At 72.7% G+C, this 23,312-nt stretch carries 17 protein-coding genes; 10 read left to right on the top strand and 7 right to left on the bottom strand.

Annotated features, from left to right (window positions below; all coding sequences use genetic code 11):
- The first annotated feature begins 30 nt into the window (after positions 1 to 30).
- Positions 31 to 1,803, top strand: a complete 1,773-nt coding sequence (locus ACGF0J_RS32995; protein WP_393152229.1) for a dihydroxyacetone kinase subunit DhaK — start codon at positions 31 to 33, stop codon at positions 1,801 to 1,803.
- Positions 1,804 to 1,924: 121 nt separating this feature from the next.
- Here ACGF0J_RS32995 and ACGF0J_RS32990 read toward each other — a convergent pair whose 3' ends face one another.
- Positions 1,925 to 2,650: a sulfite exporter TauE/SafE family protein gene (locus tag ACGF0J_RS32990; protein ID WP_393152227.1), complete on the bottom strand. Its 726-nt coding sequence runs from the start codon at positions 2,648 to 2,650 to the stop codon at positions 1,925 to 1,927.
- A gap of 100 nt (positions 2,651 to 2,750) precedes the next feature.
- Between ACGF0J_RS32990 and ACGF0J_RS32985 the strand changes: the two genes are divergently transcribed.
- Positions 2,751 to 3,074, top strand: coding sequence for a ribbon-helix-helix protein, CopG family (locus ACGF0J_RS32985; RefSeq protein WP_393152225.1), 324 nt, complete (start codon positions 2,751 to 2,753; stop codon positions 3,072 to 3,074).
- Positions 3,055 to 3,387 carry a type II toxin-antitoxin system PemK/MazF family toxin gene (locus ACGF0J_RS32980; RefSeq protein WP_393152223.1) on the top strand — a complete coding sequence of 111 codons (333 nt, stop codon included), beginning with the start codon at positions 3,055 to 3,057 and terminating at the stop codon, positions 3,385 to 3,387. Before ACGF0J_RS32985 ends, ACGF0J_RS32980 begins: the two co-directional genes overlap by 20 nt.
- A 130-nt stretch (positions 3,388 to 3,517) precedes the next feature.
- On the opposite strand, the gene ACGF0J_RS32975 is transcribed toward ACGF0J_RS32980, so the two are convergent.
- Both ACGF0J_RS32975 and ACGF0J_RS32970 read right to left on the bottom strand, forming a co-directional pair.
- Entirely contained in the window at positions 3,518 to 6,295 is a 2,778-nt protein-coding gene (locus ACGF0J_RS32975) for an aconitate hydratase (protein ID WP_393152271.1), read from the bottom strand.
- Positions 6,296 to 6,448: 153 nt separating this feature from the next.
- A complete protein-coding gene (locus ACGF0J_RS32970; protein WP_393152221.1) occupies positions 6,449 to 7,177 on the bottom strand; it encodes a metal-dependent hydrolase in 729 nt (242 codons plus the stop codon).
- A 214-nt stretch (positions 7,178 to 7,391) separates the two neighbouring features.
- Between ACGF0J_RS32970 and ACGF0J_RS32965 the strand changes: the two genes are divergently transcribed.
- The 5 genes from ACGF0J_RS32965 (at position 7,392) to ACGF0J_RS32945 (ending at position 11,554) form a co-directional block, all read left to right on the top strand.
- Positions 7,392 to 8,633, top strand: coding sequence for a sensor histidine kinase (locus tag ACGF0J_RS32965; protein ID WP_393152219.1), 1,242 nt, complete (start codon positions 7,392 to 7,394; stop codon positions 8,631 to 8,633).
- Positions 8,630 to 9,301 (top strand): response regulator, encoded by a 672-nt coding sequence (locus ACGF0J_RS32960; RefSeq protein WP_393152217.1) that lies wholly within the window; start codon positions 8,630 to 8,632, stop codon positions 9,299 to 9,301. The genes ACGF0J_RS32965 and ACGF0J_RS32960 overlap by 4 nt, the downstream gene beginning before the upstream one ends.
- A 283-nt stretch (positions 9,302 to 9,584) precedes the next feature.
- Entirely contained in the window at positions 9,585 to 10,325 is a 741-nt protein-coding gene (locus ACGF0J_RS32955) for a PadR family transcriptional regulator (RefSeq protein WP_393152215.1), read from the top strand.
- Between the two features lie 52 nt (positions 10,326 to 10,377).
- Positions 10,378 to 10,926, top strand: a complete 549-nt coding sequence (locus ACGF0J_RS32950; RefSeq protein WP_393152213.1) for a DUF1707 domain-containing protein — start codon at positions 10,378 to 10,380, stop codon at positions 10,924 to 10,926.
- Positions 10,927 to 10,954: 28 nt separating this feature from the next.
- On the top strand, positions 10,955 to 11,554 hold the full coding sequence (locus ACGF0J_RS32945; RefSeq protein ID WP_393152211.1) for a TspO/MBR family protein: 600 nt from the start codon (positions 10,955 to 10,957) through the stop codon (positions 11,552 to 11,554).
- Between the two features lie 37 nt (positions 11,555 to 11,591).
- Here the strand turns inward: ACGF0J_RS32945 and ACGF0J_RS32940 are convergent, their stop codons facing one another.
- Together ACGF0J_RS32940 and ACGF0J_RS32935 are read right to left on the bottom strand one after the other, a co-directional pair.
- Positions 11,592 to 12,572, bottom strand: coding sequence for a S1 family peptidase (locus tag ACGF0J_RS32940; RefSeq protein ID WP_393152209.1), 981 nt, complete (start codon positions 12,570 to 12,572; stop codon positions 11,592 to 11,594).
- Between the two features lie 142 nt (positions 12,573 to 12,714).
- On the bottom strand, positions 12,715 to 14,559 hold the full coding sequence (locus ACGF0J_RS32935) for a glycoside hydrolase family 15 protein (RefSeq protein WP_393152207.1): 1,845 nt from the start codon (positions 14,557 to 14,559) through the stop codon (positions 12,715 to 12,717).
- A gap of 153 nt (positions 14,560 to 14,712) precedes the next feature.
- Between ACGF0J_RS32935 and ACGF0J_RS32930 the strand changes: the two genes are divergently transcribed.
- On the top strand, positions 14,713 to 17,613 hold the full coding sequence (locus ACGF0J_RS32930; protein ID WP_393152205.1) for an ATP-binding protein: 2,901 nt from the start codon (positions 14,713 to 14,715) through the stop codon (positions 17,611 to 17,613).
- 48 nt (positions 17,614 to 17,661) lie between these two features.
- Here ACGF0J_RS32930 and ACGF0J_RS32925 read toward each other — a convergent pair whose 3' ends face one another.
- Positions 17,662 to 21,078: a M20/M25/M40 family metallo-hydrolase gene (locus tag ACGF0J_RS32925; protein WP_393152203.1), complete on the bottom strand. Its 3,417-nt coding sequence runs from the start codon at positions 21,076 to 21,078 to the stop codon at positions 17,662 to 17,664.
- 272 nt (positions 21,079 to 21,350) lie between these two features.
- Between ACGF0J_RS32925 and ACGF0J_RS32920 the strand changes: the two genes are divergently transcribed.
- Entirely contained in the window at positions 21,351 to 21,818 is a 468-nt protein-coding gene (locus ACGF0J_RS32920; protein WP_393152201.1) for a DUF1801 domain-containing protein, read from the top strand.
- Between the two features lie 125 nt (positions 21,819 to 21,943).
- Here ACGF0J_RS32920 and ACGF0J_RS32915 read toward each other — a convergent pair whose 3' ends face one another.
- Positions 21,944 to 23,275, bottom strand: a complete 1,332-nt coding sequence (locus ACGF0J_RS32915) for a PHB depolymerase family esterase (RefSeq protein WP_393152199.1) — start codon at positions 23,273 to 23,275, stop codon at positions 21,944 to 21,946.
- Positions 23,276 to 23,312: the final 37 nt, after the last annotated feature.

Raw genomic sequence — 23,312 nt, 5'->3', positions numbered from 1 at the left:
TCAACCCTCGTTCCCGACGGAGTGTCCCTGATGACGTACTTCCTTCCGCAGGCCGACACGGTTCTGCGCGCCGCGCGCGGTCTCGCGCTCGCTCACCCCGGCCTGATCGAGGTGAACAGCGACCCGCTGTACCTGCGGGCCGGCACCGGCAGCCCCAACCGCACCGTCGCGCTGGTCTCGGGAGGCGGTTCCGGCCACGAGCCGTTGCACACCGGCCTCCTCGGCCCCGGCGGCCTCGACGCCGTCTGCCCCGGCGAGGTCTTCGCGTCCCCGCACAACCGGCAGATCTACGAGGCCGGTGTGGCCGTCGCGAAGAGCGACGGCGTCCTGCTCATCATCAAGAACTACACCGGCGATGTGATCAACTTCCAGATCGCGGCGGAACGCCTCCGCCACGACGGCATCCCCGTGGCCACCGTCCTGGTCGACGACGACCTGGCCACCGACAGGACGGACACCGCGACCGGCCGCCGGGGCACCGCCGCGACCGTGGTCCTGGAGAAGCTGCTCGGGGCCTTCGCCGACCAGGGCGCCGGGCTGGAGGACCTCGCCAGGCTGGGCGCGGACATCGTCGCGCGGTCCCGCAGCCTCGCCGTCGCGGCCCGGGCCCAGACCTCGCCCGCGACCGGGGCACCGGCCTTCGACCTGGCCTCCGGCACGCTCGACTACGGTGTCGGGATCCACGGCGAGCGGGGTACGCGCACCATCGGCCACCGCCCGGTCGAGGAGCTCGTCCGGCAGATGACCGACGATCTGCTTGCGGCCCTGCCCGCGGGGCGGGACAAGGTGCTGGTCGTCGTCAACGGCCTCGGCGCCACGACCAGCCTGGAACTGCACGCCATCGGCGCCACCCTGCACGACCTGCTGACGGCCCGCGGCGTTCAGCCGCTGGCCATCGTGCCCGGCACGTTCACCGCGGCCCTGGACATGGCCGGTTTCTCCATCACGCTCACCCGGATGAGGCCGGAGTGGGCCGACCTGTGGACCGCACCCGCCGACACCCCGCTTGTCCTTCCCTCCCGCACCCTGACCCAGGGCGCCCTGACCCAGAGCACGGCGACGCAGGACACGGCGACCCAGGGCACGGCGGCGAGCCCCGGCACCTCGGCGACCGTCGTCGCCGGACCGGTCGTCGCCCAGGCGCACGTGGGCGACGCCCCGGCCGGCCGGGCCGTACTCGACCGCTATGCGCTGATCGTCTCCCAGGTCCATGACGACCTCACCGCCCTCGACCAGCTCGTCGGCGACGGCGACTTCGGTGACAACCTCGCCGGTGGCGTGCGCCGCGCGGTCAAGCTGAACGCGGCGGGGACCGACGGCGTGGCCGCCCTGGCCGAGGCGTTCCTCAACGACGTCGGCGGCACCTCCGGTCCGCTCTTCGGGCTCCTCTTCCAGCATCTGGCCGGCGTCTCGTGGTCCGACGACAAGGCGCCCGACGCGCCGGCCGTCGCCGAGGCGGCGAGATCCAGCCTCGCCGCCGTCCACCGAGCGGGCGGGGCCGAGGTCGGCGACTGCACCCTCGTGGACGCGCTCGCTCCCGCCATCGACGCCTTGGCCGCGGCCGCCCGCGATGCCGCCGACGCCCCCTTCACCGCTGCCGCCGAAGCCGCCATCGAGGGCGCCCTGAGCACCGCGCCCCTCACCCCCCGGCGTGGTCGTGCCAGCTACGTGGGCGAGCACGCCGTCGGCGTCCCCGACCCCGGGGCCTTGGGCGTGGCGCTGCTGTTCATCGCGCTCTCCGGCGTCTACGAGCCGGCCGCCGCCACCCGCCTGCCGGACCCGCGGCGCGTCATCAGGCACTGACCCGAGGTGCGGGGCGGGCCTGCCCGCCCCGCGGCACGCCATCGCGCACCGACCCGAGACGCGGGGGCGGGCCTGCCCGGCAAGTGGTCGGGGCCGCCGCTGCAAGCGCGGCCCGCCTCCCTCACGCCGCGAGGCTCTGCGCGATGAGCACCACGGAGGAGACCACGGCGACCGTCAGGACGGCCGCTCGCACCCGCCCGCCGTCGAGAAAGCGGCGCACCGGTCCCGACACCAGGAAGCCGAGCACCATGGGCACGATGAGCGCCGCCCCCGTGGCCAGGGCCCGGGCCGGCAGGTGGTCCACGAGCGCCAGGATGACCAGCGCCTGCGCGGCGCTGAGGGAGAAGAACATCGCCAGCGTGGCCCGGATCTCGGGCCCCTTGGCGCCCTGGTAGACCAGCGCGATCGGCGGCCCGCCGATGCCCGTGGCGGTGCCGGTGATCCCCGAGAGGAATCCGGCCGCGGCGATCGTCGCCCGGGTGCGTGGCACGCTCAGCGCCCGCGCGGTCAGCCCGACGGCCACGAGCACCATGACGCCCACGAGGACGCCTAAGGTGTAGACGGAAACGTAGACGACGATGACCGCGCCTATGGCGCTCCCCGGCAGCCGCCCGAGCAGCGCGAAGCCGGCCCCGCGCCAGTCGGCCCAGCGCCACTCGGCGGCCAGCGTGAACAGCGGCATCGTCAGGTTCACCACCTGGATGGCACCGGGCATGATGCCCGGGTCGAGCAGGGCCAGCACCGGCGCCGCGACCAGCCCCAGCCCGAATCCCACACTCCCCTGGACCACGGCCCCCGCGAACACCGCGACACCACCGACGACCAGCACCAGCAACTCGTTCGACATGCGGGAGAGTCAACCATCCTCACGGAGAGTCGCCGTTCACGCATCGAACGTAGTCGATCAGGTGTAGGGTTTCGACAGACGCCGACGTAGCCTCTGGAGTATGAGCGTGAAGCCCAAAGCAGCAACGACCATACGCGTCAGCGTCGCCACGAGAGACCGCATCGCCCGCATCGCCCGACAGGAGGGCCGGAGCATGACCGAGGTGCTCAACGAAGCGATCCACGACTACGAACGCAAGCACTTCTGGGAGGAGCTCAACGAGCAGATCGAGCGCGCCCAGCGAGAGGATCCCCATGCCTGGGCGGACTATCTCGCCGAACGCGAGCTGGTCATGGGCCCGCGATCCCGGTCACGCCGGATCGCCCCCGAATGGGAGGGGCTGATCACGTTCCCCGAGGAGAAGAATGAAGGCCACCCGAGGTGACATCTGGTTCGCCGATCTCGGCGATCCGACCGGCCGGGAGCAGGGCTTTCCCCGGCCTGTTCTCGTACTCAGCAACGATCGACTCAATCGCTCGAAGCTGGGGCTCGTTTTCGCGATCCCCCTGACAACGCGAGAACGCGGCTACCTCACCCACATCAGGGTCTCCGCCGACGGGACGGGCCTCGCGAAGACGAGTTGGGCGATGGTGGAGCAGATCCGGGCCCTGTCACCGGACCGGTTCGAGTTCTACGTGGGCCACGCTCCCGATGAGACGGTCGACGAGGCCCTCGGCGTACTCACTCAGATGATCTGACAACGACGGTGCCACCCGGCGAAGTGTTGGTTCGCCGGGTGGCATCCTTCATCGTGCCAGAGCCGCCCAGGCCGCGCTGCCGGGAGGCGGGATTCGCTCCCCGTCCAGCGGCGACCCCCGCGGCCGGGGGTCAGGACTTGGCGAGCAGCGAGCGCAGGACGTACTGCATGATGCCGCCGTGCCGGTAGTAGTCGGCCTCGCCCGGCGTGTCGATGCGGACCACCGCGTCGAACTCCACGTCGCCGGCCTTGACGTGCACCGTGCTCGGGATGCCGCCGCCGTTGAGCTCCGCCACCCCGGTGATGTCGAACGTCTCCTCACCGGTCAGCCCCAGCGACTCGGCGCTGGCGCCCTCCGGGAACTGCAGCGGCAGCACGCCCATGCCGATCAGGTTGGAGCGGTGGATGCGCTCGTAGGACTCGGCGATGACGGCGCGGACGCCGAGCAGCGCGGTGCCCTTGGCCGCCCAGTCACGCGACGAGCCCGAGCCGTACTCCTTGCCCGCCAGCACCACCAGCGGCGTGCCGGCGGCGGCGTAGTTGACCGAGGCGTCGTAGATGAACGACACCGGGGCGTCGGGCTGGGTGAAGTCGCGGGTGTAGCCGCCCTCGGTGCCCGGCGCGATCTGGTTGCGCAGGCGGATGTTGGCGAACGTGCCGCGGATCATCACCTCGTGGTTGCCGCGCCGGGAGCCGTAGGAGTTGAAGTCACGGACCTCGACCCCGTTCGCCTGGAGGTACTGGGCGGCGGGCGTGCCGGTCTTGATGGAGCCGGCCGGCGAGATGTGGTCGGTGGTGACCGAGTCGCCGACCTTGACCAGGACCCGGGCGCCGGTGATGTCGGTGACCGGCTCCGGCTGCTCGGGCATGCCGTCGAAGTAGGGCGCCTTGCGCACGTAGGTCGAGTCGGGGTCCCACTCGAAGGTGTCGCCGGTCGGGATCGGCAGCGACCGCCAGAGGTCGTCGCCCTTGAACACGTCGGCGTAGTCGCGCTCGAACATGTCGCGCCCGATGGCGGAGTGGACCACGGCCGAGACCTCGTCGGGCGACGGCCAGATGTCGCGCAGGTACACCGGCCGGCCGTCGGAGCCGGTGCCGAGCGGCTCGTTGTCGAGGTCGATGTCCATGGTCCCGGCCAGCGCGTACGCCACGACGAGCGGCGGCGAGGCCAGGTAGTTCATCTTGACGTCGGGGTTGATGCGGCCTTCGAAGTTGCGGTTGCCGGACAGCACGGCGGTGACCGCGAGATCGTTGGCCTGCACCGCCTCGGAGATCTCCTCGGGCAGCGGGCCGGAGTTGCCGATGCAGGTGGTGCAGCCGTAGCCGACGAGGTTGAAGCCGATCTTGTCGAGGTAGGGCTGCAGCCCCGAGCGCTCGAAGTAGCCGGTGACGACCTGCGAGCCGGGCGCCAGCGAGGTCTTGACCCACGGCTTGCGGGTCAGGCCCTTCTCGACGGCGTTGCGGGCCAGCAGGGCCGCGCCGAGCATGACGAACGGGTTGGAGGTGTTGGTGCACGAGGTGATCGCGGCGATGGCGACGATGCCGTGGTCGATCTCGAAGGAGGTGCCGTCGGCCAGGGTGACCGGCACCTTCTTGTGCGGCCGGGAGCCGTTGAGCGGGGCGGCGTGCGGCTTGTCGCCGTTGCCGTCGTGGCCGATCGCCGGGGAGTCGGAGGCGGGGAACGACTCGGCGGACGCCTCGTCGGCGGGGCCCAGCACGGTCGGCGCGTAGTCCTTGACGGCGGCGCGCCAGGCGCTCTTGGCGTCGGACAGCGCGATGCGGTCCTGGGGGCGCTTCGGACCGGCGATCGACGGGACGACCGTGCCGAGGTCGAGCTCGATGTACTCGGAGAACGCGGGCTCGGGCGCGGACGGGTCGAGCCACAGGCCCTGGGCCTTGGCGTAGGCCTCGACCAGGGCGATCTGCTCCTCGGAGCGGCCGGTCAGGCGGAGGTAGTCGACGGTCTGGCCGTCGATGGGGAAGATCGCGCAGGTGGAGCCGAACTCGGGGCTCATGTTGCCGATCGTGGCCCGGTCGGCCAGCGGCACGCTGGAGACGCCCTCGCCGTAGAACTCCACGAACTTGCCCACCACGCCGTGCCTGCGCAGGATCTCGGTGATGGTGAGCACCAGGTCGGTGGCGGTGGCGCCCGCGGGCAGCTTGCCGCTGAGCTTGAAGCCGACCACGCGCGGGATGAGCATGGAGATGGGCTGGCCGAGCATCGCGGCCTCGGCCTCGATGCCGCCGACGCCCCAGCCGAGGACGCCGATGCCGTTCTCCATCGTGGTGTGGGAGTCGGTGCCGACGCAGGTGTCGGGGTAGGCCTTGCCGTCGCGGGTCATCACGACGCGGGCCAGGTGCTCGATGTTGACCTGGTGCACGATCCCGGTGCCCGGCGGGACGACCTTGAACTCGTCGAAGGCCGTCTGGCCCCAGCGCAGGAACTGGTAGCGCTCGCGGTTGCGCTCGTACTCGCGCTCCACGTTGCGCTGGAAGGCGTCGGGGTGGCCGAAGTAGTCGACGATGACCGAGTGGTCGATGACCATCTCGGCGGGGGCCAGCGGGTTGATGCGGGCCGCGTCACCGCCCAGGTCGCGGACGGCCTCGCGCATCGTGGCCAGGTCGACCACGCAGGGCACGCCGGTGAAGTCCTGCATGATCACGCGGGCTGGGGTGAACTGGATCTCCACACTCGGCTGCGCGGCGGGGTCCCAGCCGCCCAGCGCCCGGATGTGGTCGGCCGTGATGTTGGCGCCGTCCTCGGTGCGGAGGAGGTTTTCCAGCAGGATCTTCAGGCTGTACGGGAGGCGGGCAGCACCCTCGACGGCATCCAGCCGGAAGATCTCATATGACGCGTCTCCGACGCGCAGCGTGTCACGGCTGCCGAAGCTGTTCGCGGACACGGTGATTCGCCTCCTCCATAGACAGTTGCTCAAGGTGAATCCTCCCGCACCCGGGGATCGACCAGCACGTTAGGTGACCCTAAGTACCGGGGCGCGGCGGATGTCTCGATATCAAGATATCTCTAGAATATCTCGACATCAAGTTAATCGGTGGAAGCCTCAGGCGGGGACCAGTCGCAGGAAGAGCAGGCCGATGATGGCGACCGACAGCACGGGGGCGAGGATCTTCTGCTCGAACTTCCTGCCGGTCTTGATGCCGATCTTCCACGGCAGCAGGAACTTCACCGACATGGGCCACAGCACCGGGCAGCCCTTCTCCGTCATGCAGTCGCCCACGACGTGCACGAACGAGCCGATCCCCACGGCCAGGCCGAGCCAGGCGTAGCCGACGCCGAGCGAGAGGAACACCGCGTACAGGCCCGCGGTCAGGCCGATGTTGACCAGCGCCGAGCCGGCCTTGTTGCCCGGGATGCCGATGCCGATCGCGCGCAGCGCGAGGCCGATGAGCAGCACGACCAGGATGTCACGGCCGATCGGATAGGTGCTCGCCAGCCAGTGCGCGCCGAACCCGACCGCGACCGCGAAGACTAAGGAGTGGGTGGCGCCGCGGTGACCGCCGCCCAGCCAGTTGACCACCTTGCTCAGCGCCCATGTCACCGGGCCGAACGTCTGCGCGATCGTGGCGCTGGGATGGTCGAGGTCGGGCAGCATCGCCGCCCCTGCGCAGATGAGCGCCCCGGCGATGAGCTCCGCCGGCGTGAGCGCGTTGACCATGACGCCGGTCGAGATGAACCGGCCGGACTCCATCACCATCGGCAGGGCCGCGAGCCCCGGCGCCAGCCCCAGCCAGGCGATGGCCCCCGTCATCGCGTGCGTGTGACCCATCATGATCCGGACTGTACGGCAAAGCGCGCACACCCGAGCGTGGCGGCCAGGCCTGATCCTCATCCGGAAGCCGCGGGCGAGGCTACGCTGGATCATCCAGCGGTAAGAAGGGGCGAGAAGGACAGAAGGGACGTCGCGCGAGGTGGGCAGGCTGCGAAGGGTCCTCCGCACCTTGCGCGCGGACCTGTGGACGACGGCCGCCGACCCCCTCCCCCGAATGGCGAGGCCACACCGGCTGTCCCGGCTCCCCCATGTCCTGGTCATCGTGTACGCGCTGGTCATGGGCGTCTTCCCCGTTGGAGAAGGCGTGGACCCGACGGTCCCGCTGCTCGCCATGGCACAGGCGGCGATCCTGGTGATCGCGATGTCGCGGCCGCTGCCCGCCTGGTGGGCGTCGGTCGCCGTCACGGTCATCGGCGCGAGGACGGGGATGACCCACCTCCCGCAGAGCCTGACCTTTCCCTGGATGGTGCACCCTCGGCCGCCCGGGCGGCCCGCTTCCCCGATGACCTTGCACGCCGACGCGCTGGCGTTCCCGTGGACCGGCTCCGGCATCGCGCTGCAGGCCGGCGTGCTGTTCCTGCTCGCCCTTCGGGTGCGCCCGCGCGTCGCGGCCGAGGCGTTGGCGCTCACCACGCTGGTGGCGGCGGCGTGCATGGTGTTCCTCCCCGACGGCAACGCGGGCGGCGATCCTCTGGTGGCCCTCGCGGTCGACGCGGTCGCGGTGGCGGTCGGGGTGGTGGTGCGCCTGATCCGGACGACCCGTACCCGGCTGGAGGCCCAGGAGGAGTTGACGGCCGAGGAGCGGGGCCGCCGCGCGCTGCTGGAGGAGCGCGCCAGGATCGCCCGCGAGCTGCACGACGTCGTCGCGCACCACATGTCGGTGATCTCCATCCAGGCGCAGGTGGCGCCGCACCTGGTGGACGATCCGCCGGACGAGCTGAAGGAGAACCTCGCGGGCATCCGGGCCAACGCCGTCGAGGCGCTGACCGAGCTGCGCCGGGTCCTGGGCGTGCTGCGCGCCCAGGACACACCCGCGGGGGCGCCGCAGCCCACCCTGGACCGGCTCGGCGAACTGCTCGCCAATGTCCGGGGCGCGGGCGTCGCCCTCACCGCCGAGACCGTGGGCGAGCCGCGCCCGCTGCCGCCCGGCGTGGAGCTGTCGGCGTTCAGGATCATGCAGGAGGCGCTCAGCAACGCCATGCGGCACGCGCCGGGTGCGCCGGTGGCGCTCCGGTTGCGCTACCACCCCGACACCCTCACCATCCGGGTCGTCAACGCCGCGCCCGCCGCGCCGGCCCCGCCCTCGACCGGCGCGGGACACGGGCTGCTGGGCATGCGCGAGCGGGCGGCCATGCTGGGCGGCGACCTGGCGGCCGGGTCCACGCCGGACGGCGGTTACGAGGTGAGCGCGTTCCTGCCCGTCGGTTCGCAGAAAGGCATCGAGGCCACCCCATGACGAGCATCCGCGTGCTCATAGCCGATGACCAGATCATGGTCCGCCAGGGCTTCACCGTCCTGCTCGACGCCGAGCCCGGCATCGAGGTCGTCGGCCAGGCCATGAACGGCCTGGACGCCGTCGAGAAGGTCGCCGAGCTGGCCCCCGACGTGGTGCTGATGGACGTGCGGATGCCTGAGCTGGGCGGCATCGAGGCGACCCGCCGCATCGCCGGGCAGCCGGACACGACCGCGAAGGTCCTGATCCTGACCACGTTCGACCTCGACGACTACGTCTACGAGGCGCTGCGCGCGGGCGCGTCCGGATTCCTGCTCAAAGACGCGTCGGCGGCCGAACTGGCGCACGCCGTGCGGGTGGTGGCGGCCGGAGACGCCCTGCTCGCGCCGAACGTCACCAAGCGCCTGATCGCCGAGTTCTCCCGGGTGAGCGGCGCCCCGCGCACCCCCTTGAAGGAGCGCGTGGGCGACCTGACGGAACGCGAGACCGAGGTGCTGTCGCTGATCGCGCAGGGGCTGTCGAACGCGGAGATCGCCGGACACCTGGTGATCGCCGAGCAGACCGTCAAGACGCACGTGAGCAGGATCCTGGTCAAGCTCGGACTGCGCGACCGGACCCAGGCGGCGGTCTTCGCCTACGAAACAGGGCTGGTGCGCCCGTCGGGCTACTGATCGGCTCGACTGCGGGGCCGCCGGCCCAGCGCAACCGCCCAGAGCCCGGCCGGCGAGGTGGCCGCAAACGCAGACGAGGTCGTCTCCAGCGGCGACAGCACCCCCCAGCCCTGCCGACGCGGAACGACCTCGTCTGATCTGAACAACGACCCCGCTGCCGATCCTGTTCCCCTATTTCTCAGCTTTTTCGTGATCTACCTCACTCCCCTCAGGACATTGCTGGCGACATGTTGTCGATATATCTTTGAAGCATCGAGAACAGTCTAGAGCTGGAGGAACCCCCATGACCTCGACACATGCGGCCGGCAGCCCCTGGCCCGACCAACGAGAGTTCAGGCACGCCGCCCACCAGGCGTTCAAAGCCATCGCCGGAGCCTGGGAGGACGCCGGACGGCGCCACCACCGCCCGCACGACCACGCCGCGCACGACCACGGCCCGCACGACCACCGGGGACGCGGCAGGCGGCCGTTCCCGCCCGAGTTCGGGCGCGGCCCCTGGGGCCCGGGCGGGCCGTTCGGGCCAGGCGGGCCGTGGGGCCACCGCGGCTGGGGCGGCCGGGGCCGCAAGGCCAAGCGAGGCGACGTGCGCGCCGCGATCCTGGCGCTGCTGGCCGAGGAGCCGCGCAACGGCTACCAGATCATCCAGGAGATCGCCGAGCGCAGCGAAGGCGGCTGGAAGCCAAGCCCCGGCGCCGTCTACCCGGCGCTGCAGCAGCTCACCGACGAGGGCCTGGTCGTCTCCGAGGAGAACGACGGCCGCAGGACCTTCCGCCTCACCGAGAGCGGCCGCGCCTACATCGACTCCCACGGCGACGAGGTGCGCGCCCCCTGGGACGAGATGCGGCCCGACGTCGACGACAACAGCGCCGAGCTGTGGGACCTGGCCCGGCAGTCGGCGTTCGCGATGATGCAGGTTCTGCAGTCCGGGAGTGACGCGCAGATCCGCGAAGCGCGTAAGACTCTTGTTGAGACCCGGCGCAAGCTCTACCAGATCCTGGCCGACGGCGACCCGGGCGAGGAGTGACGCGATGACCGGCGCCCTCGCGGAAGACCGGTCCGCAAAGGAGGAGTCACGCATGGACCCCCACCACCACGGCACCGGCGCGGAACGGCCGACGGACCCGGCCGGGCACCACACCGGCGCGGATCCGCGCCCCGGACCCGGCGACCTGCGCATCGGCGACGCCGAGCGCGAGCAGACGATGGCCGCCCTGCGCGAGCACTTCGCGCTGGGCCGGCTCGACCACACCGAGCTGGACGAGCGGCTCGACCAGACGCTGGCGGCGCGCACCGAGCGCGACCTCGCCCGGGTGACGGCCGACCTGCCGGGCTCCGGCCGGCCGTCCGGACACCGCGAGCCGGTCGTGCCGGGCCCCGGCGACTGGCGCGCCGCGGTGAACGCGCACCGCCACCAGGTGGCCGCCGCGCGCCACCACCACCCCCGCCGGGGCCCGCACGGCCACGGCCCGCACCGGCACGGAGCGCCCTGGCTGCCGATCCTGTTCGCGATGATGTTCGTCGGGATGGTGGCCGGCGGATGGGGCGTGGTCAAGGTGCTGTTCGTGATCTGGCTCGGCGCCGTGGTCTTCGGCATGCTGCGGCGGCGTTTCCACCACCGCCGGTGATCCGCCCGGCTCCGGGTAGGGGGGCGGGATGACACGCGACCGACATCGTTTCGCCCGTAACCTGCTCGCGACGGGGACAGCCGTGGCCGCCGGCGCCGCAGTCGGCGCCCGGGCCACCGACAGCGGCTCCCGCTGGTACCGGAAGCTGCGCAAGCCGCCGTGGCAGCCGCCCCCGCAGGCCTTCGGGCTGGTCTGGACGCCGCTGTACGGGCTGATCGCATACGCCGGAGCGCGGGCCCTCACCACCGCGTCCACCACGGGCGGAGCGGCGTCCGGGGCGGGCTCCAGAGCCGAGTCCGGGGAGGGCTCCGGGGAGGGCTCCGGGGAGGGCTCCGGGGAGGGCTTCGCGCAGACCGCCGGGGCGGCGCCGGAGCGGGCGGGCCTGGTGCGGGCGCTCGCGCTGAACCTGGCGCTCAACACCGCCTGGACGCCCCTGTTCTTCGCCGCCCGCTCCCCCAGGCTGGCGATGGTGGACATCGTGGCGCTGAACGTCTCCAACCTCGCGTTGCTGCGCCGATTCCTGCGGGCCGACCGCCGCGCGGGGATGGCGCTGGTGCCGTACGTCGCCTGGACCGCCTTCGCGACGGCTCTGAACGGCGCGATCATCGCCCGCAACCCGGACGCCTGACCCGCCGCCCCTGGGGGCCGGGGGCGGCGGGAGGCCGTCAGGAGTCGGTGCGGACCTCCGCGGGCGCGTCCTCGCCGAGGGTGCGGGCGATCCAGGAGCGGTAACGGGTGACGTCGGTCCAGATGCCGACCCCCGGTCCGCCGGCGGGGCTCGTCGAGCAGCCCGCGCCGCCGTCCATGCGGTCGTCCACGTCGTCGCCGTCGCGCGAGGTGGCGCCGATCAGCTCCCACCGGCCGCCGACCCGGCGGATCTGCGGCCCCCCGGAGTCGCCGTTGCAGGCACTGGCCGCGCGCCCGTCACGCTCGCCCGCGCACAACTCGGCCACGCCGTCGATCGTGACGCACCGGTCGTCGGCCACGCGCACCGTGTCCAGCTCGCGCAGCAGGCGCGAGCCGTCCGCGCAGTCCGGGTTCTTCCTGTTCTCGCAGGTCATGCCCCAGCCGAGGACCCGGCTCGGGGCGCCCACGGCGCCCGGCTCCGCGGCGATGGGGATGGGCGCGAGGTCCACCCGCCGGTCCAGCCGGACCAGCGCGAGGTCCGCCTCGCGGCCCCGGGGGCCCCAGGAGGAGCCGAAGCCGGGGTGGACGACGACCCGCTTGACTCCGGCGGGCACGCCGCCCTCGTCACGGTCGGCGGAGCCCACGCGCACCCGTGTCGCGCCGGGCTTCAGCAGGCCCTGGCAGTGCGCGGCGGTGACGACCCAGTCGGCGGCGACGAGGGCGCCGCCGCAGTGGTGGTCGGGCTGCTCGGCCAGCCGGAACGACGCCATGAACGGGTAGGACTCCGTCGCGACCCGCCCGCCGATGATGGCGGGCCGGTCCGGCACGGCTTCGGTGGTGGCGGTGGTGGCCGCGGTGGCGGTGGTGGCCGCGGTGGCGGTGGTGGCCGCGGTGGCAGTGGTGGCCGCGGTGGCAGTGGCGGTAGTGGTGGCGGTGGCGGGCGCGAGCGACGCGGCCGCGAGGCCGGCCATGAGGGTGGCCGCGAGCGTCGCCGAGCGCCTGGCGGTTGCCTGGAACACGCGTGTCCTCTCGTCGGAGGGGCGGACGGGGGATGTCGATCGCTGCGGAAGCGGCAGGTCAGAGCCCTTCTCGGGCGCTCTGCCACCCCGACAGGCTACCCGCGTCGCGACGAGGTGCACGCGGGCGAGCCCGGACGCGGTGTCAGCCGAGGGCACGGTCGAGGTTGAAGGCGGCGCTGATGAGGGACAGATGGGTGAAAGCCTGCGGGAAGTTGCCCTGCTGCTCACCGTTCCGGCTGATCTCCTCCGCGTACAGGCCGAGGTGGTTGGCGTAGGTGAGCATCTTCTCGAACGCCAGCCGCGCCTCCTCCACGCGCCCCGCGCGCACCAGCGCCTCGACGTACCAGAACGAGCAGATGGAGAACGTGCCCTCCTCCCCGCGCAGGCCGTCCGGGCTGGCCCGCGGGTCGTACCGGTAGACCAGCGAGTCCGACACCAGGTCGGCGGTGAGCGCGTCGAGGGTGGACAGCCATTTGGGGTCGGTCGGCGAGATGAACTTGACCAGCGGCATCATGAGGACGGCGGCGTCGAGCACGTCGCCGTCCTGGTGCTGGACGAAGGCGCCCCGCGTGTCCGACCAGCCGCGGCGCATGAGCTTCCGGTAGATCGTGTCCCGGGTGTCGCGCCAGCGCTGGATGTCGGCGGGCAGGCCGCGGCGGCGGGACATCCGCATCGCCCGTTCGATCGCCACCCAGCACATCAGCCGCGAGTACAGGAAGTTCTTACGCCCGCCGCGCGTCTCCCACACGCCCTCGTCGGGCTGGTCCCAGTGCTCGCACACCCAGTCCACGAGGGAGCAGACGTCGTCCCAGTGGCCGCTGGAGATGGGCTGCCCCCACTTGTCGTAGAGGTAGACGGAGTCGATGAGGGCCCCGTAGATGTCGAGCTGGAGCTGGCCGACGGCGGCGTTGCCGACCCGCACCGGGGCCGAGCCCCGGTGCCCCTCCAGGTGACCGAGGACGCGCTCGGGCAGGTCGGTGCGCCCGTCGATGCCGTACATGATCTGCAGCGGCCCGGACGGCCCGCCGGCGTCGCGGCAGACGCGCCGGGTCAGGAAGTCCATGAACGCCGCCGCCTCGTCGGTGAACCCGAGCCGGAGCAGCGCGTACACGCAGAAGGCGGCGTCACGCACCCACAGGTAGCGGTAGTCCCAGTTGCGTTCGCCGCCGATCTGCTCGGGCAGGCTCGTGGTGGGCGCGGCGACGATCGCGCCGGTCGGCGCGTAGGTGAGCAGTTTGAGCGTCAGCGCCGAACGGTGCACCATCTCCCGCCAGCGGCCCCGGTAGCGGGAGGCCGCCAGCCAGCGCCGCCAGAACCCCACCGTGGCGGCGAACTCCGCGTCCGCCTCCGCGTGCGGGCAGCCACGCGGCTCCACGTCGGCGCCCACCCGGTCCAGCGCGAACACCTCGGACCGGCCCTCCTTGAGCGTGAACTCCGCCACGGCGTCCCGCTCGTCGCAGGCGACGGGCACGGTCGCGGTCAGGGCGAGCGACAGGTCGTCGGACGAGAACAGCACCACGCCGCCGCGCTCGGTCACCTCGTGCGGTTGCGCCCCGTAGCCGAACCGGGGCGCCACCCGCGCCCGGAACGGGATCGACCCGCGCACGCAGACGACCCGTCGGATCAGCCGGTGCCGGTCGGCCTCGCGCCCGTCGCCGGCATGGTCGCTCACCGGCATGAAATCCTGGATCTCGCCCACCCCGTCCTCGGTGAAGAACCGGGTGATCAGCACGTTGGTGTCGGGGAAGTAGAACTGCTTGGTCCTCGCCGGCACGGCGGCGGCCAGCTCGAAGCACCCTCCCCGGTCCGCGTCGAGGATCGAGGCGAACACGCTGGGCGAGTCGAAGCGCGGGCAGCAGTACCAGTCGACGGTGCCGTCGGTGCCGACCAGCGCCACCGTGCGCAGGTCGCCGACCACTCCGTGCTCGGCGATCGGCAGGTAACGAGACGGCCCGCCCGGGTCCCCCTGATCGAATGTTCCGGCCATCGAGGCAGCCTTTCTCCGGACGTCCCGCCCTTCCCCTTCCCGCCCCGTCGACGGCGATGCGGAGCGCCCGAGGCGAGTAAGGAGACTGTTGACCAAGATTGACCGGTGGTGGATAACGGAGTTCCGGTACGCCGCACTGATCCGGAGACTCCGATGACGGCCTTCGCTCCCCCCGCGCTGGTCGGACGCGACGCGCAGCTCGGCACCCTCCTCGGCGCGATCACCCGGCCGCCCGCGGTGGCCCTCGTGCAGGGTGAGGCGGGGATCGGCAAGACACGGCTGGTCCGGGCGGCCGTCGAGCTGCTGCCCGACGGGGAGCGCACCGTGCTCGTCGGCCACTGCCACCAGCTCAGGGAGCCGTTCCCGTACGGGCCGGTGTTCGACGCGCTGCGCCACGTCGGCGCCGCTCTGCCCGCCCGGCCGGCGCTCAACCCGGTGACCGGGGCGCTGCGCGGCTACCTGCCGGAGCTGGCCGGCGACCTGCCGCCCGCGCCGCCTCCGCCGCCGGTCGACGACCCGAGCGCCGAACGGCACCGGCTGTTCCGGGCCGTCCACGCGCTGCTGGCGGCCGTGGGCCCGGTCGTGCTGGTGGTGGAGGACCTGCACTGGGCCGACGACGGCACGCGCGACCTGCTGCGCTTCCTCATCGACCAGCCGCCCGGGGGGCTGGCGCTGGTGGTGACGTTCCGGCGGGAGGACCTGCCGGTGCCGGGGCTGCCGTTCGGGCACGCGTACCGGCATCCGCCGGGCGTCAACAGCGAGGTGGTGGCGCTGGCCCCGCTGGACGTGGACGATGTCGCGCGCATGGCGGGCGGCTTGCTCGGCCGGGACGGGCTGCCGGCGGCGTTCGCCGCCCGGCTGCACGAGCGCACCGCCGGGGTGCCGTTCGTGGTGGAGGAGGTGGTCCGCTCGCTGCTCGCCGACGCCGGCGGCGCCGCAGCCGGCGGTGTCGGGGAGGAGCCGAAGGCGCTCGACCGCATCGCGGTGCCGGTGCTGCTGCGCGAGGCGATGGCCGAGCGGCTGGCCGGGCTGTCCCCCGGCGCGCTGCGGGTCGTGCGGGCCGCCGCGGTGCTCAAGCTGCCGGCGGACGAGCCGCTGCTCGCCGCCGTCGCCGGGGACGGCTCCCCACGGGACGGCTTGCCCCGGGACGGCTTGCCCCGGGACGGGGCCGGGCTGTGCGAGGCGCTGCGGGCGGGCGTGCTGATGGAGCATCCCGACGGTCAGCACGGCTTCCGGCACGCGCTCGCCCAGCAGGCCGTCTACGACGCGATCCCCGGCCCCGACCGGCGGTCGGTCCACCGCCGGGCCGTGGCCGCGCTGGCCGCGCTCGACCCGCCGCCGCTCGTCCAGATCGCCTACCACGCGCGGCGGGCGGGCGACTTCGACGCCTGGCGGCGCCACGGCGAGGCCGCCGCCGACCAGGCCGCCGCGCTCGGCGACGTCCCGCTCGCCGTAGAGCTGCTGGAGAGCATGCTCGCCGACCCCAAACTGCCGCGTGACGCGCGCGGGCCGCTGGCCCTGCGGCTCAGCAGGCTGGCCGCGGTCGGGCTGTCCCACCGGCGCGTCGTCCGGCTGCTGCGCCACCTGCTCGCCGACGACTTCCTGTCGCGGGAGGTACGCGGCGAGGCCCGGCTCAACCTGGGCGTGCTGCTGGCCAACCAGGCGGGCGCCATCCCCGCCGGGCGGCAGGAGGTGCTCGCCGCGCTCCCCGACCTCGCGGACCGGCCCGGCATGGCCGCCCGAGGGCTGGCGCTGCTGGCCATGCCGGCATGGGGCACCGAACCGATCGCCGCCCACCAGGAGTGGATGGACCGGTCCGAGAGCCTGGTCGTCGCCGACGGCGACCCGGAGCTCACGGCGACGGTGCGCGCGAACAAGGTCGCCTTCGCCATGCTGGTCGGCTCGCCGGAGGCGTTCGCGCTGGCCGACACCCTGCCGGTCGGCCACCCGTCGGCGGGAGTGCGGCGGCAGGTGGCCCGCGCCTACTCCAACCTGTGCGACGCGGCGATCCCGCTCGGCCACTACGCCGCCGCCCGGCGGTACGCCGAGCTGGGCCGGCGGCTGGCCGAGGAGAGCGGCGCCCTGTACCCCGTCTACCTGGTCGAGATGTCGTCCATCAGGCTCGACTGGCTGACCGGGCGCTGGTCCGGGCTGCGGGAGCGGGCGGTCGCGGCCGTCGAGATGATGCCGGAGACGCCCCTGCTGGGGGTGGACGCGCAGCTCGTCCTCGGCATGCTGGCGCTGGCCTGCGGCGAGTGGGAGGAGGCGGGCCGCCACCTGGAGGACGCCGGGGTCCGGGAGCCCGACTCGGCCTTCCTGCCGGTGGCCGCGGCCGCCTCCGGCGGGCTGGTCGAGCTGCTGCTCGCCCGCGACCGGGTGGAGGCGGCGCTCGCCGAGGCCCGCGCGGCGGTGGCCCGGCTACGCCGCAAGGGCGTGTGGGTGTGGGGCGACCAGCTCGTCCCGCCGGCCGTCACCGCGCTGCTGCGGGCGGCGCGCCGCGATGAGGCGGGCGCGCTGGTGGTGGAGTTCGCGTCCGGGATCGAGGGCCGCAGCGCGCCGTCGGCCGTGGCCGCGCTGGAGGTGGTGCGCGGCGCGCTGGCGCACGCCGACGGCCGGTTCGAGGAGGCGGTGGCGTGCCAGGCCCGCGCGGGGTCGGCGTACGCCGCGATGGGCCGCCCGTACGGCGGGGCGCGGGCGGCGGAGGCGGAGGCGCTCGCCCGGCTGGAGCTCGGTGACGTGGAACGGGCCGCGCAGATCGTCACCGGCGCGGCCGAGCGGTACGCGGCGCTCGGCGCCGCCCACGACGCGGCCCGCTGCCGGCACCGGCTGCGGGAGATCGGCGCCGGCTGCCCGCCGCGCCGGGGTCGCAGGCCCGCGGGCGGCGGGCTGTCGCCCAGGGAACGCGAGGTGGCCAGGCTCGTCGCGCAGGGCCGGACGAACCGGGAGATCGCCGAGGTGCTGTTCGTGTCGCGCCGCACGGTCGACACGCACGTCGCGAAGGTGCTGCAGAAGCTCGGCGTCCGCACCCGCAACGACGTGGCGTGGCCGCTGTGACGGGAAGGGTCCCGGCCGGCGGCCGGGACCCTTCGGGGATCGGACGGGTCAGACGGTGATGCTCCAGGTGTCGAGGTAGCCGGTGTCACCGGCGTAGACGTCCTCGATGTCGAGGACCCAGGTGCCCGCCGCCTGCTGGCTGACCGGGACGGTGTACGTCCTGGTGCCGTACGAGGTGCAGCTCGTGCCGCCGTACCTGTCGACCGCGTACCACTGGCCGTTGGGGCCGCGCAGCCAGATGTCCAGGTCCTCGGCGCAGGTGTGGTTGATGGTGACGGAGAGCCGGACCGGTGAGGTCGCGGCGCCCGTCGCCGTGGAGGTGATCGGGCTCTGCACGTTGGCGTAGTCCCGGATCTGGTAGTCGGTGCCGTTGGTGAACGTCCGGCCGCCCGAGGTGCCCTGGACGGTCAGCGCGTACGTCGCGGACCGCGTCGCCGTCTGCCCGGTGCCCGTCACCGTGACGGTGTAGGAGCCGGCGGGGGTGGTCGGCGCGGTCGTGATCGTCAGGGTGGACGAGCCGCCCGACGTCACCGAGGCGGGGTTGAAGGAGGCGGAGGCGCCCGTCGGCAGCCCCGTCGCCGACAGGTTCACGACCTGCGGGTCGCCGGCCGTGGTGGTGGTGCGGATCGTGGTCGTGGCCGGCGAGCCGGCCTGCACGGTGCCGGACGCCGGGCTGGCCGAGACGGAGAAGTCGCGGCTCGGCGTGCCGCTGCCCACCGCCTGCTTCCACACGGCGTAGGCGGCCGCGTCGGCGGCCCGGTCGAGGACGGTGTCGTTGATGTTGGAGCTGGTGTCGCACGCGGCGTGGTAGCAGGGGTCGTACGCGCGTCCGGCGGTGCCGCCCCACTTGGCCGCCTGCGCCGTGCTCTTGGTGTAGCTGGCGCCCGCGGCGACGCCGGAGGTGGCGATGCCCGCGTTGCGGAAGGAGGCGTCGTCGGAGCGGTTGGCGCCCTCGGTGTTCTCCTCGGGCTGCAGGTTGAGGTTGTCGTAGAACTGCTTGAGCGGCTGGGCGACCGCGGTGCTGATGTTGTTGATGAAGTAGCCGCCGTTGGGCGAGCCGACCATGTCGTAGTTGTAGTACGCCTTGATCCTCGATCGTTCGGTCGCCGACAGCGAGTTGACGTAGAACCTGGAGCCGTTCAGACCCTGCTCCTCGTCCGTCCACCAGCCGAACCGCACGTGCTTGGTCATGGTGGGCCGCTCGGCGGCCAGGGTCAGCGCGACCTCCAGCAGCGCGGCCGAGCCGGAGGCGTTGTCGTTGATGCCGGGACCGGCGGACACGCCGTCCAGGTGCGCCCCGGCCATGATCACCTGGTTGTCGTCACCGCCGGGCCAGTCCGCGATCAGGTTGGGGCCCGAACCGCTGGTGCAGCCTGAGGTGCAGCTCTGCCGGACCACGGTGTAGCCGGCGGCGCGCAGCTTCTGCTCCACGTACGAGACGGACGCGGTGTAGCCGCTGCCGGTGGACCTGCGGTTACCGCCGTTGGCGGTGGCGATCGACTGGAACTGCGACAGGTGTGCCTTGACGCTGGCCAGGCTGATGTCCGGCGGGTCGGAGCCGCCGGGGCCGCCGGAGCCGACCTGCAGGGTGTAGACCGCGGTGTGCGGCGTCGTGCCGGTGCCCGTGACGGTGATCTGGTAGGTGCCCTGGGCCGCCGAAGCGCCGACGGTCAGGGTCAGGGTGGCGGAGTTGCCGGACGTCACCGACGTCGGGGTGAAGGCGGCCGTGACGCCGCTCGGCAGGCCGGAGGCGGACAGGTTCACCGTCTGGGGGCTGCCGGACGTGGTCTGGGTGTTGACCGTGGTGGTCACCTGCTGCCCGGGCTGGGCGCTGCCCGACGCGGGGCTGAGCGACAGGGAGAAGTCGTTGCCGGGGGTGCCGCAGGCGGGCTCGCCGGACTGGGCGGGCACGCTGATCGCGCTGAACGCCGCCTTGGTCGTGTTGCACTCGACGCTGCCCGCGCCGAACAGCTCGACCGCCGCCGCCACGGAGGCGGACCGGACGTTGGCGTAGCGCCAGCTTGAGGTCTTGCGGTTGAGCGCGCCCATGAAGATCTTGGCGGCCTTCTCGATGCCGATGCCGGTCACCGAGGACGGGCCGCCGGAGCAGATGGGGCTGGACGGCTTGCCGCCGCCGGGGCTGCTGCCCTCGGCCAGCAGGTAGAACCAGTGGTTCAGCGGGCCGGCGGCGGCGTGCACCTCGGTGCCGGGGATGGAGGTCGACCAGCAGTTGGGGTCGCCGAGCGCGCCCGGGTTGTACATGTTGCGGATCGGGCCGTCTCCGACGAGGTCCACCTCCTCTCCGACCAGGTAGTCGGGCGCGTCGTTCGGGTGGTTGGCGTAGTGCTCGGTGACCGCGCCGAAGATGTCGCCGGTGGCCTCGTTGATGCCGCCGTTCTCGTTGCCGGAGCCGGCGCCGCCGGGCGTGGTCTGGAAGATGGCGTGGCCGTACTCGTGGGCGACCACGTCGATGGGCGTGGCCTGGCGGGTGTTCGCCTGGTTGTGGCCGAAGTTGGTGTAGCTGCCGTTCCAGTAGGCGTTGACCTGGTTCAGCCCGACGCGGGCGGGGAAGCCGCCGCCCTGGCCGTTGATGCCGTCGCGGCCGAGCCAGTCGCGCAGCATGTCCCACTCGCGCTGGACGGAGTACAGCGTGTCGACGCAGGCCGATTCCAAGTTGGTGCCCTGGCCGTTGCCCCAGGAGTCGTCGGGGCCGGTGTAGGCGGAGCCGTTCTGCCCGCCGCACCTGATGCCGGGCCGGGTCGGGTCGGTCATCGAGTAGGAGCCGCCGGAGCCGCTCGTGGTGATGGTGACCTGCCCGTAGTAGTGGCCGTTGCCGGTGCCCTCGCGGACCAGGTCGTAGGAGTCGGCGAACTCGCCGGTGCGGGCGTCCACGAACACGTGCTGGATGCTCGGCTTGCCGTCGGTGACGCCGCTGACGACCGCCTCCCAGGCGAGGCGCGGCTTGTCGCCCCAGAGCAGCACCACCAGGCGGGGTTCCTCGGTGTCGTCCACGCGCGAGAGGCGAGCCCTGGCCACCTTCGTGGCCCGTTCGGCGCTGACCTCGGGAGTCGTCGGCACGTCGCTCGGGCTGGGCCCGGACTCGGCCACGGTGTCGCGGACGTGCCCGGCCGAGTCGGTGACGACGACGGCGTCACCGCCGACCATCGGCAGCCCCTTGTAGGTGCGCTCGTAGGAGACGTAGAACATGTCGCCCGCGCCGCGGACCACGTTCAGCCGGCGGTACGCCTCGTCGGGTCCCTTGGCCAGCTCGTCGAGGCCGCTGGCGACGGCCCGGTCGGCGACGGCCGCGGCCTGCGACTCCGGGTCGGCCGCGGCGGCGACGCGGGCCTGGCCACCGGCTCCCCTGGCTCCGGGCGGGGCCGCGTGCGCGGGTAAGACGGATAACACCATGGCCGCGGCCGTGGCGACTCCCACGGTAGCGGCGGCCAGTGGCTTGAGTTTCACGCTGTGCTCCTTTCGGCTTTCCCGGCCGGTCGCCCGGGTGGGCGCACGCGGGTCCGCGCCGCAGGGATCGCCTGGGAGCACGGGCCTGCCGGGAACGGGGGGTGTTGAAGGGCGTGCGTCTTCCTTCGTGGGGGTGTGATCGCCCCTGCTGCCGCCAGACGGTAGGCGCTGCCGCCACGGCCGAATATCCGTAGGACTATCGGTAGGCATACCGATAAATCCGGCGCCGCCGGGCATCGGGGGGTGTCGGGCGAGCGTGGCAGCATGACGTCATGGCGACTTCGAGAGAACCGGTGACGGTCCCCACCGACGCCGACGTGGACGGCTTCCTGTCAGCGGTCCCCGACGAGCGCAGGCGGGCCGACGCGGAACGGCTGCGCGCGATCCTGGGCGAGGTGACCGGCGAGCCCGCGGTGATGTGGGGTCCGAGCATCGTCGGGTTCGGGAGCTACCACTACGTCTACAGCAGCGGGCGCGCGGGCGACTGGCCCTTGGTGGGCTTCTCCCCGCGCAAGCAGCATCTCGTCCTCTACCTCGTGGGCGGGTTCGAGGAACGACACGCGTCGGTGCTCGCCCGGCTCGGCCCGCACAGGGCCGGCAAGGGCTGCCTCTACCTCAAACGGCTCACCGACGTCGACGAGAGCGTCCTGCGCGAGCTCGTGGACCGCACGGTGCGCGTCCACAGGGGCGCCGACCGAGCGTCAGGGGCCGCACAGCCTGGCGAATCAATCCCACCCTGAGAACGCCGGGTCCAGCCGGGCGTCCCGATCACCGCGCCGGTGCCGCCACCCAGCAGTGATGCTGCCACCGTACTGCGGGAGCAGGTGCTGTTCCCGTCCTCCCCGCCCCTCCTCGTCGCGGTGTGTCAGGTGCGGGTCCAGCGCTGGTTGGCGCCGCCGTGGCAGGAATATACCTGGAGGCGGGTGCCGTTGGCGGTGCCCTGGCCCACGGCGTCCAGGCACAGCCCGGACTGCGCCCCGGTGATGGTGCCGTCGGCGTTCAGGCGCCATTTCTGGTTGGCGCCGCCGTGGCAGAGGTAGATCTGGATGCCGCTGCCGTTGCCGGTGCCGGCCGCGTCGAGGCATTTGTTGCCGTAAACCCTGAGCTCGCCGGCCGTGGTGGCGGCCCACTGCTGGTTGACGCGCCCGTTGCAGTCCCACAACTGCACCGCGGTGCCGTCGGCGGTGGCGGCGCCGGGCACGTCCAGGCAACGCCCGGAGCCGGCGCCCTTGATCTGCCCGGCGGGCGGCGGGGTCGGCGTCGTGGTGGACGAGCCGCCGTCCAGGCCGAAGAAGCGGATGGCGTGGGCGGCCATCCCGGGTCGCGGCAGGTCGTGGCCGGCGCCGGTGATGGTGTACGCCTCGACCTGCCCGGAACCGAAGACCCGCCGGGTCCAGCCGGGCTGCGGGCTGTCGGTGGAGGTCGGGGTCTGGCTCAGTCCGTGCGCGTCGGTCCACTGGTCGACCTCCTCCTGCAGCATCGTGTAGGGCAGCACGGAGTCGGCGGTGCCGTGCCAGGCCATGACGCGCGGCCGGGGCCCGGTGTGGCCGGGGTAGGCGTTCCTGACCAGGTCACCCCACTGCCGCGGCGTCTTGTCCCCGCATCCGGCCGGTCCGAGGCAGCCATAGGGGACGCCCGCGAACGGCGCGCCGGCCTTGAACACGTCGGGATACGTGGCGAGCAGGTTGTTGGTCTCCATCGCGCCGGAGGAGAAGCCGGTGGCGAACACCCGCTCCGGGTCACCGTTGTGGCGTTGCAGCACGTAGGCCGTCATGGAGACGATCGACACCGGGTCGCTGCCGCCGCCGTGGCGCAGGGCCTCGTCCGACCACACGTCGAAGCAGTTCGACATGCCGTTGGCGCTCTTGTTGGCCTGTGGGTAGATGACGATGAAGCCGTACCGGTCGGCCAGCGAGGCGAACTCGGTGCCCTGGTGGAAGCCCGGGGCCCAGCCGTTGCAGCCGTGCATCGCCACGAGGACTCCCGGCCGGGAGGTCACCGTGTCGGGGACGTAGAGATACATCCGCAGGCCGCCGGGGTTGGTTCCGAAGTTCGTCACTTCGGTGAGGACCGCCGCCGACGCCCCCGGTGCGGCGGTGAGGACCACGGACAAGGCGGTGGCTATCGCTGTGATCAGAGCCGTCAGGGCCGCTCCGACGACCGCGTGCCTGCTCGTTCGCGGCGCGTTCCGCTTCATGGTTCCACCTCTCCGCTGTTAGCGCTAACAAGACATC

The organism is Nonomuraea sp. NPDC047897, from assembly GCF_043204415.1.
Classification (GTDB): domain Bacteria; phylum Actinomycetota; class Actinomycetes; order Streptosporangiales; family Streptosporangiaceae; genus Nonomuraea.
This window is presented reverse-complemented; position numbering and strand designations above follow the sequence as displayed.

Coding starts and splice junctions, on each gene's coding strand:
- ACGF0J_RS32990 (WP_393152227.1), bottom strand. CDS start 2,650: ATGTCGAACGAGTTGCTGGTGCTGGTCGTCGGTGGTGTCGCGGTGTTC.
- ACGF0J_RS32930 (WP_393152205.1), top strand. CDS start 14,713: ATGACGGCCTTCGCTCCCCCCGCGCTGGTCGGACGCGACGCGCAGCTC.
- ACGF0J_RS32945 (WP_393152211.1), top strand. CDS start 10,955: ATGACACGCGACCGACATCGTTTCGCCCGTAACCTGCTCGCGACGGGG.
- ACGF0J_RS32985 (WP_393152225.1), top strand. CDS start 2,751: ATGAGCGTGAAGCCCAAAGCAGCAACGACCATACGCGTCAGCGTCGCC.
- ACGF0J_RS32980 (WP_393152223.1), top strand. CDS start 3,055: ATGAAGGCCACCCGAGGTGACATCTGGTTCGCCGATCTCGGCGATCCG.
- ACGF0J_RS32920 (WP_393152201.1), top strand. CDS start 21,351: ATGGCGACTTCGAGAGAACCGGTGACGGTCCCCACCGACGCCGACGTG.
- ACGF0J_RS32965 (WP_393152219.1), top strand. CDS start 7,392: ATGGCGAGGCCACACCGGCTGTCCCGGCTCCCCCATGTCCTGGTCATC.
- ACGF0J_RS32915 (WP_393152199.1), bottom strand. CDS start 23,275: ATGAAGCGGAACGCGCCGCGAACGAGCAGGCACGCGGTCGTCGGAGCG.
- ACGF0J_RS32995 (WP_393152229.1), top strand. CDS start 31: ATGACGTACTTCCTTCCGCAGGCCGACACGGTTCTGCGCGCCGCGCGC.
- ACGF0J_RS32955 (WP_393152215.1), top strand. CDS start 9,585: ATGACCTCGACACATGCGGCCGGCAGCCCCTGGCCCGACCAACGAGAG.
- ACGF0J_RS32960 (WP_393152217.1), top strand. CDS start 8,630: ATGACGAGCATCCGCGTGCTCATAGCCGATGACCAGATCATGGTCCGC.
- ACGF0J_RS32935 (WP_393152207.1), bottom strand. CDS start 14,559: ATGGCCGGAACATTCGATCAGGGGGACCCGGGCGGGCCGTCTCGTTAC.
- ACGF0J_RS32970 (WP_393152221.1), bottom strand. CDS start 7,177: ATGATGGGTCACACGCACGCGATGACGGGGGCCATCGCCTGGCTGGGG.
- ACGF0J_RS32950 (WP_393152213.1), top strand. CDS start 10,378: ATGGACCCCCACCACCACGGCACCGGCGCGGAACGGCCGACGGACCCG.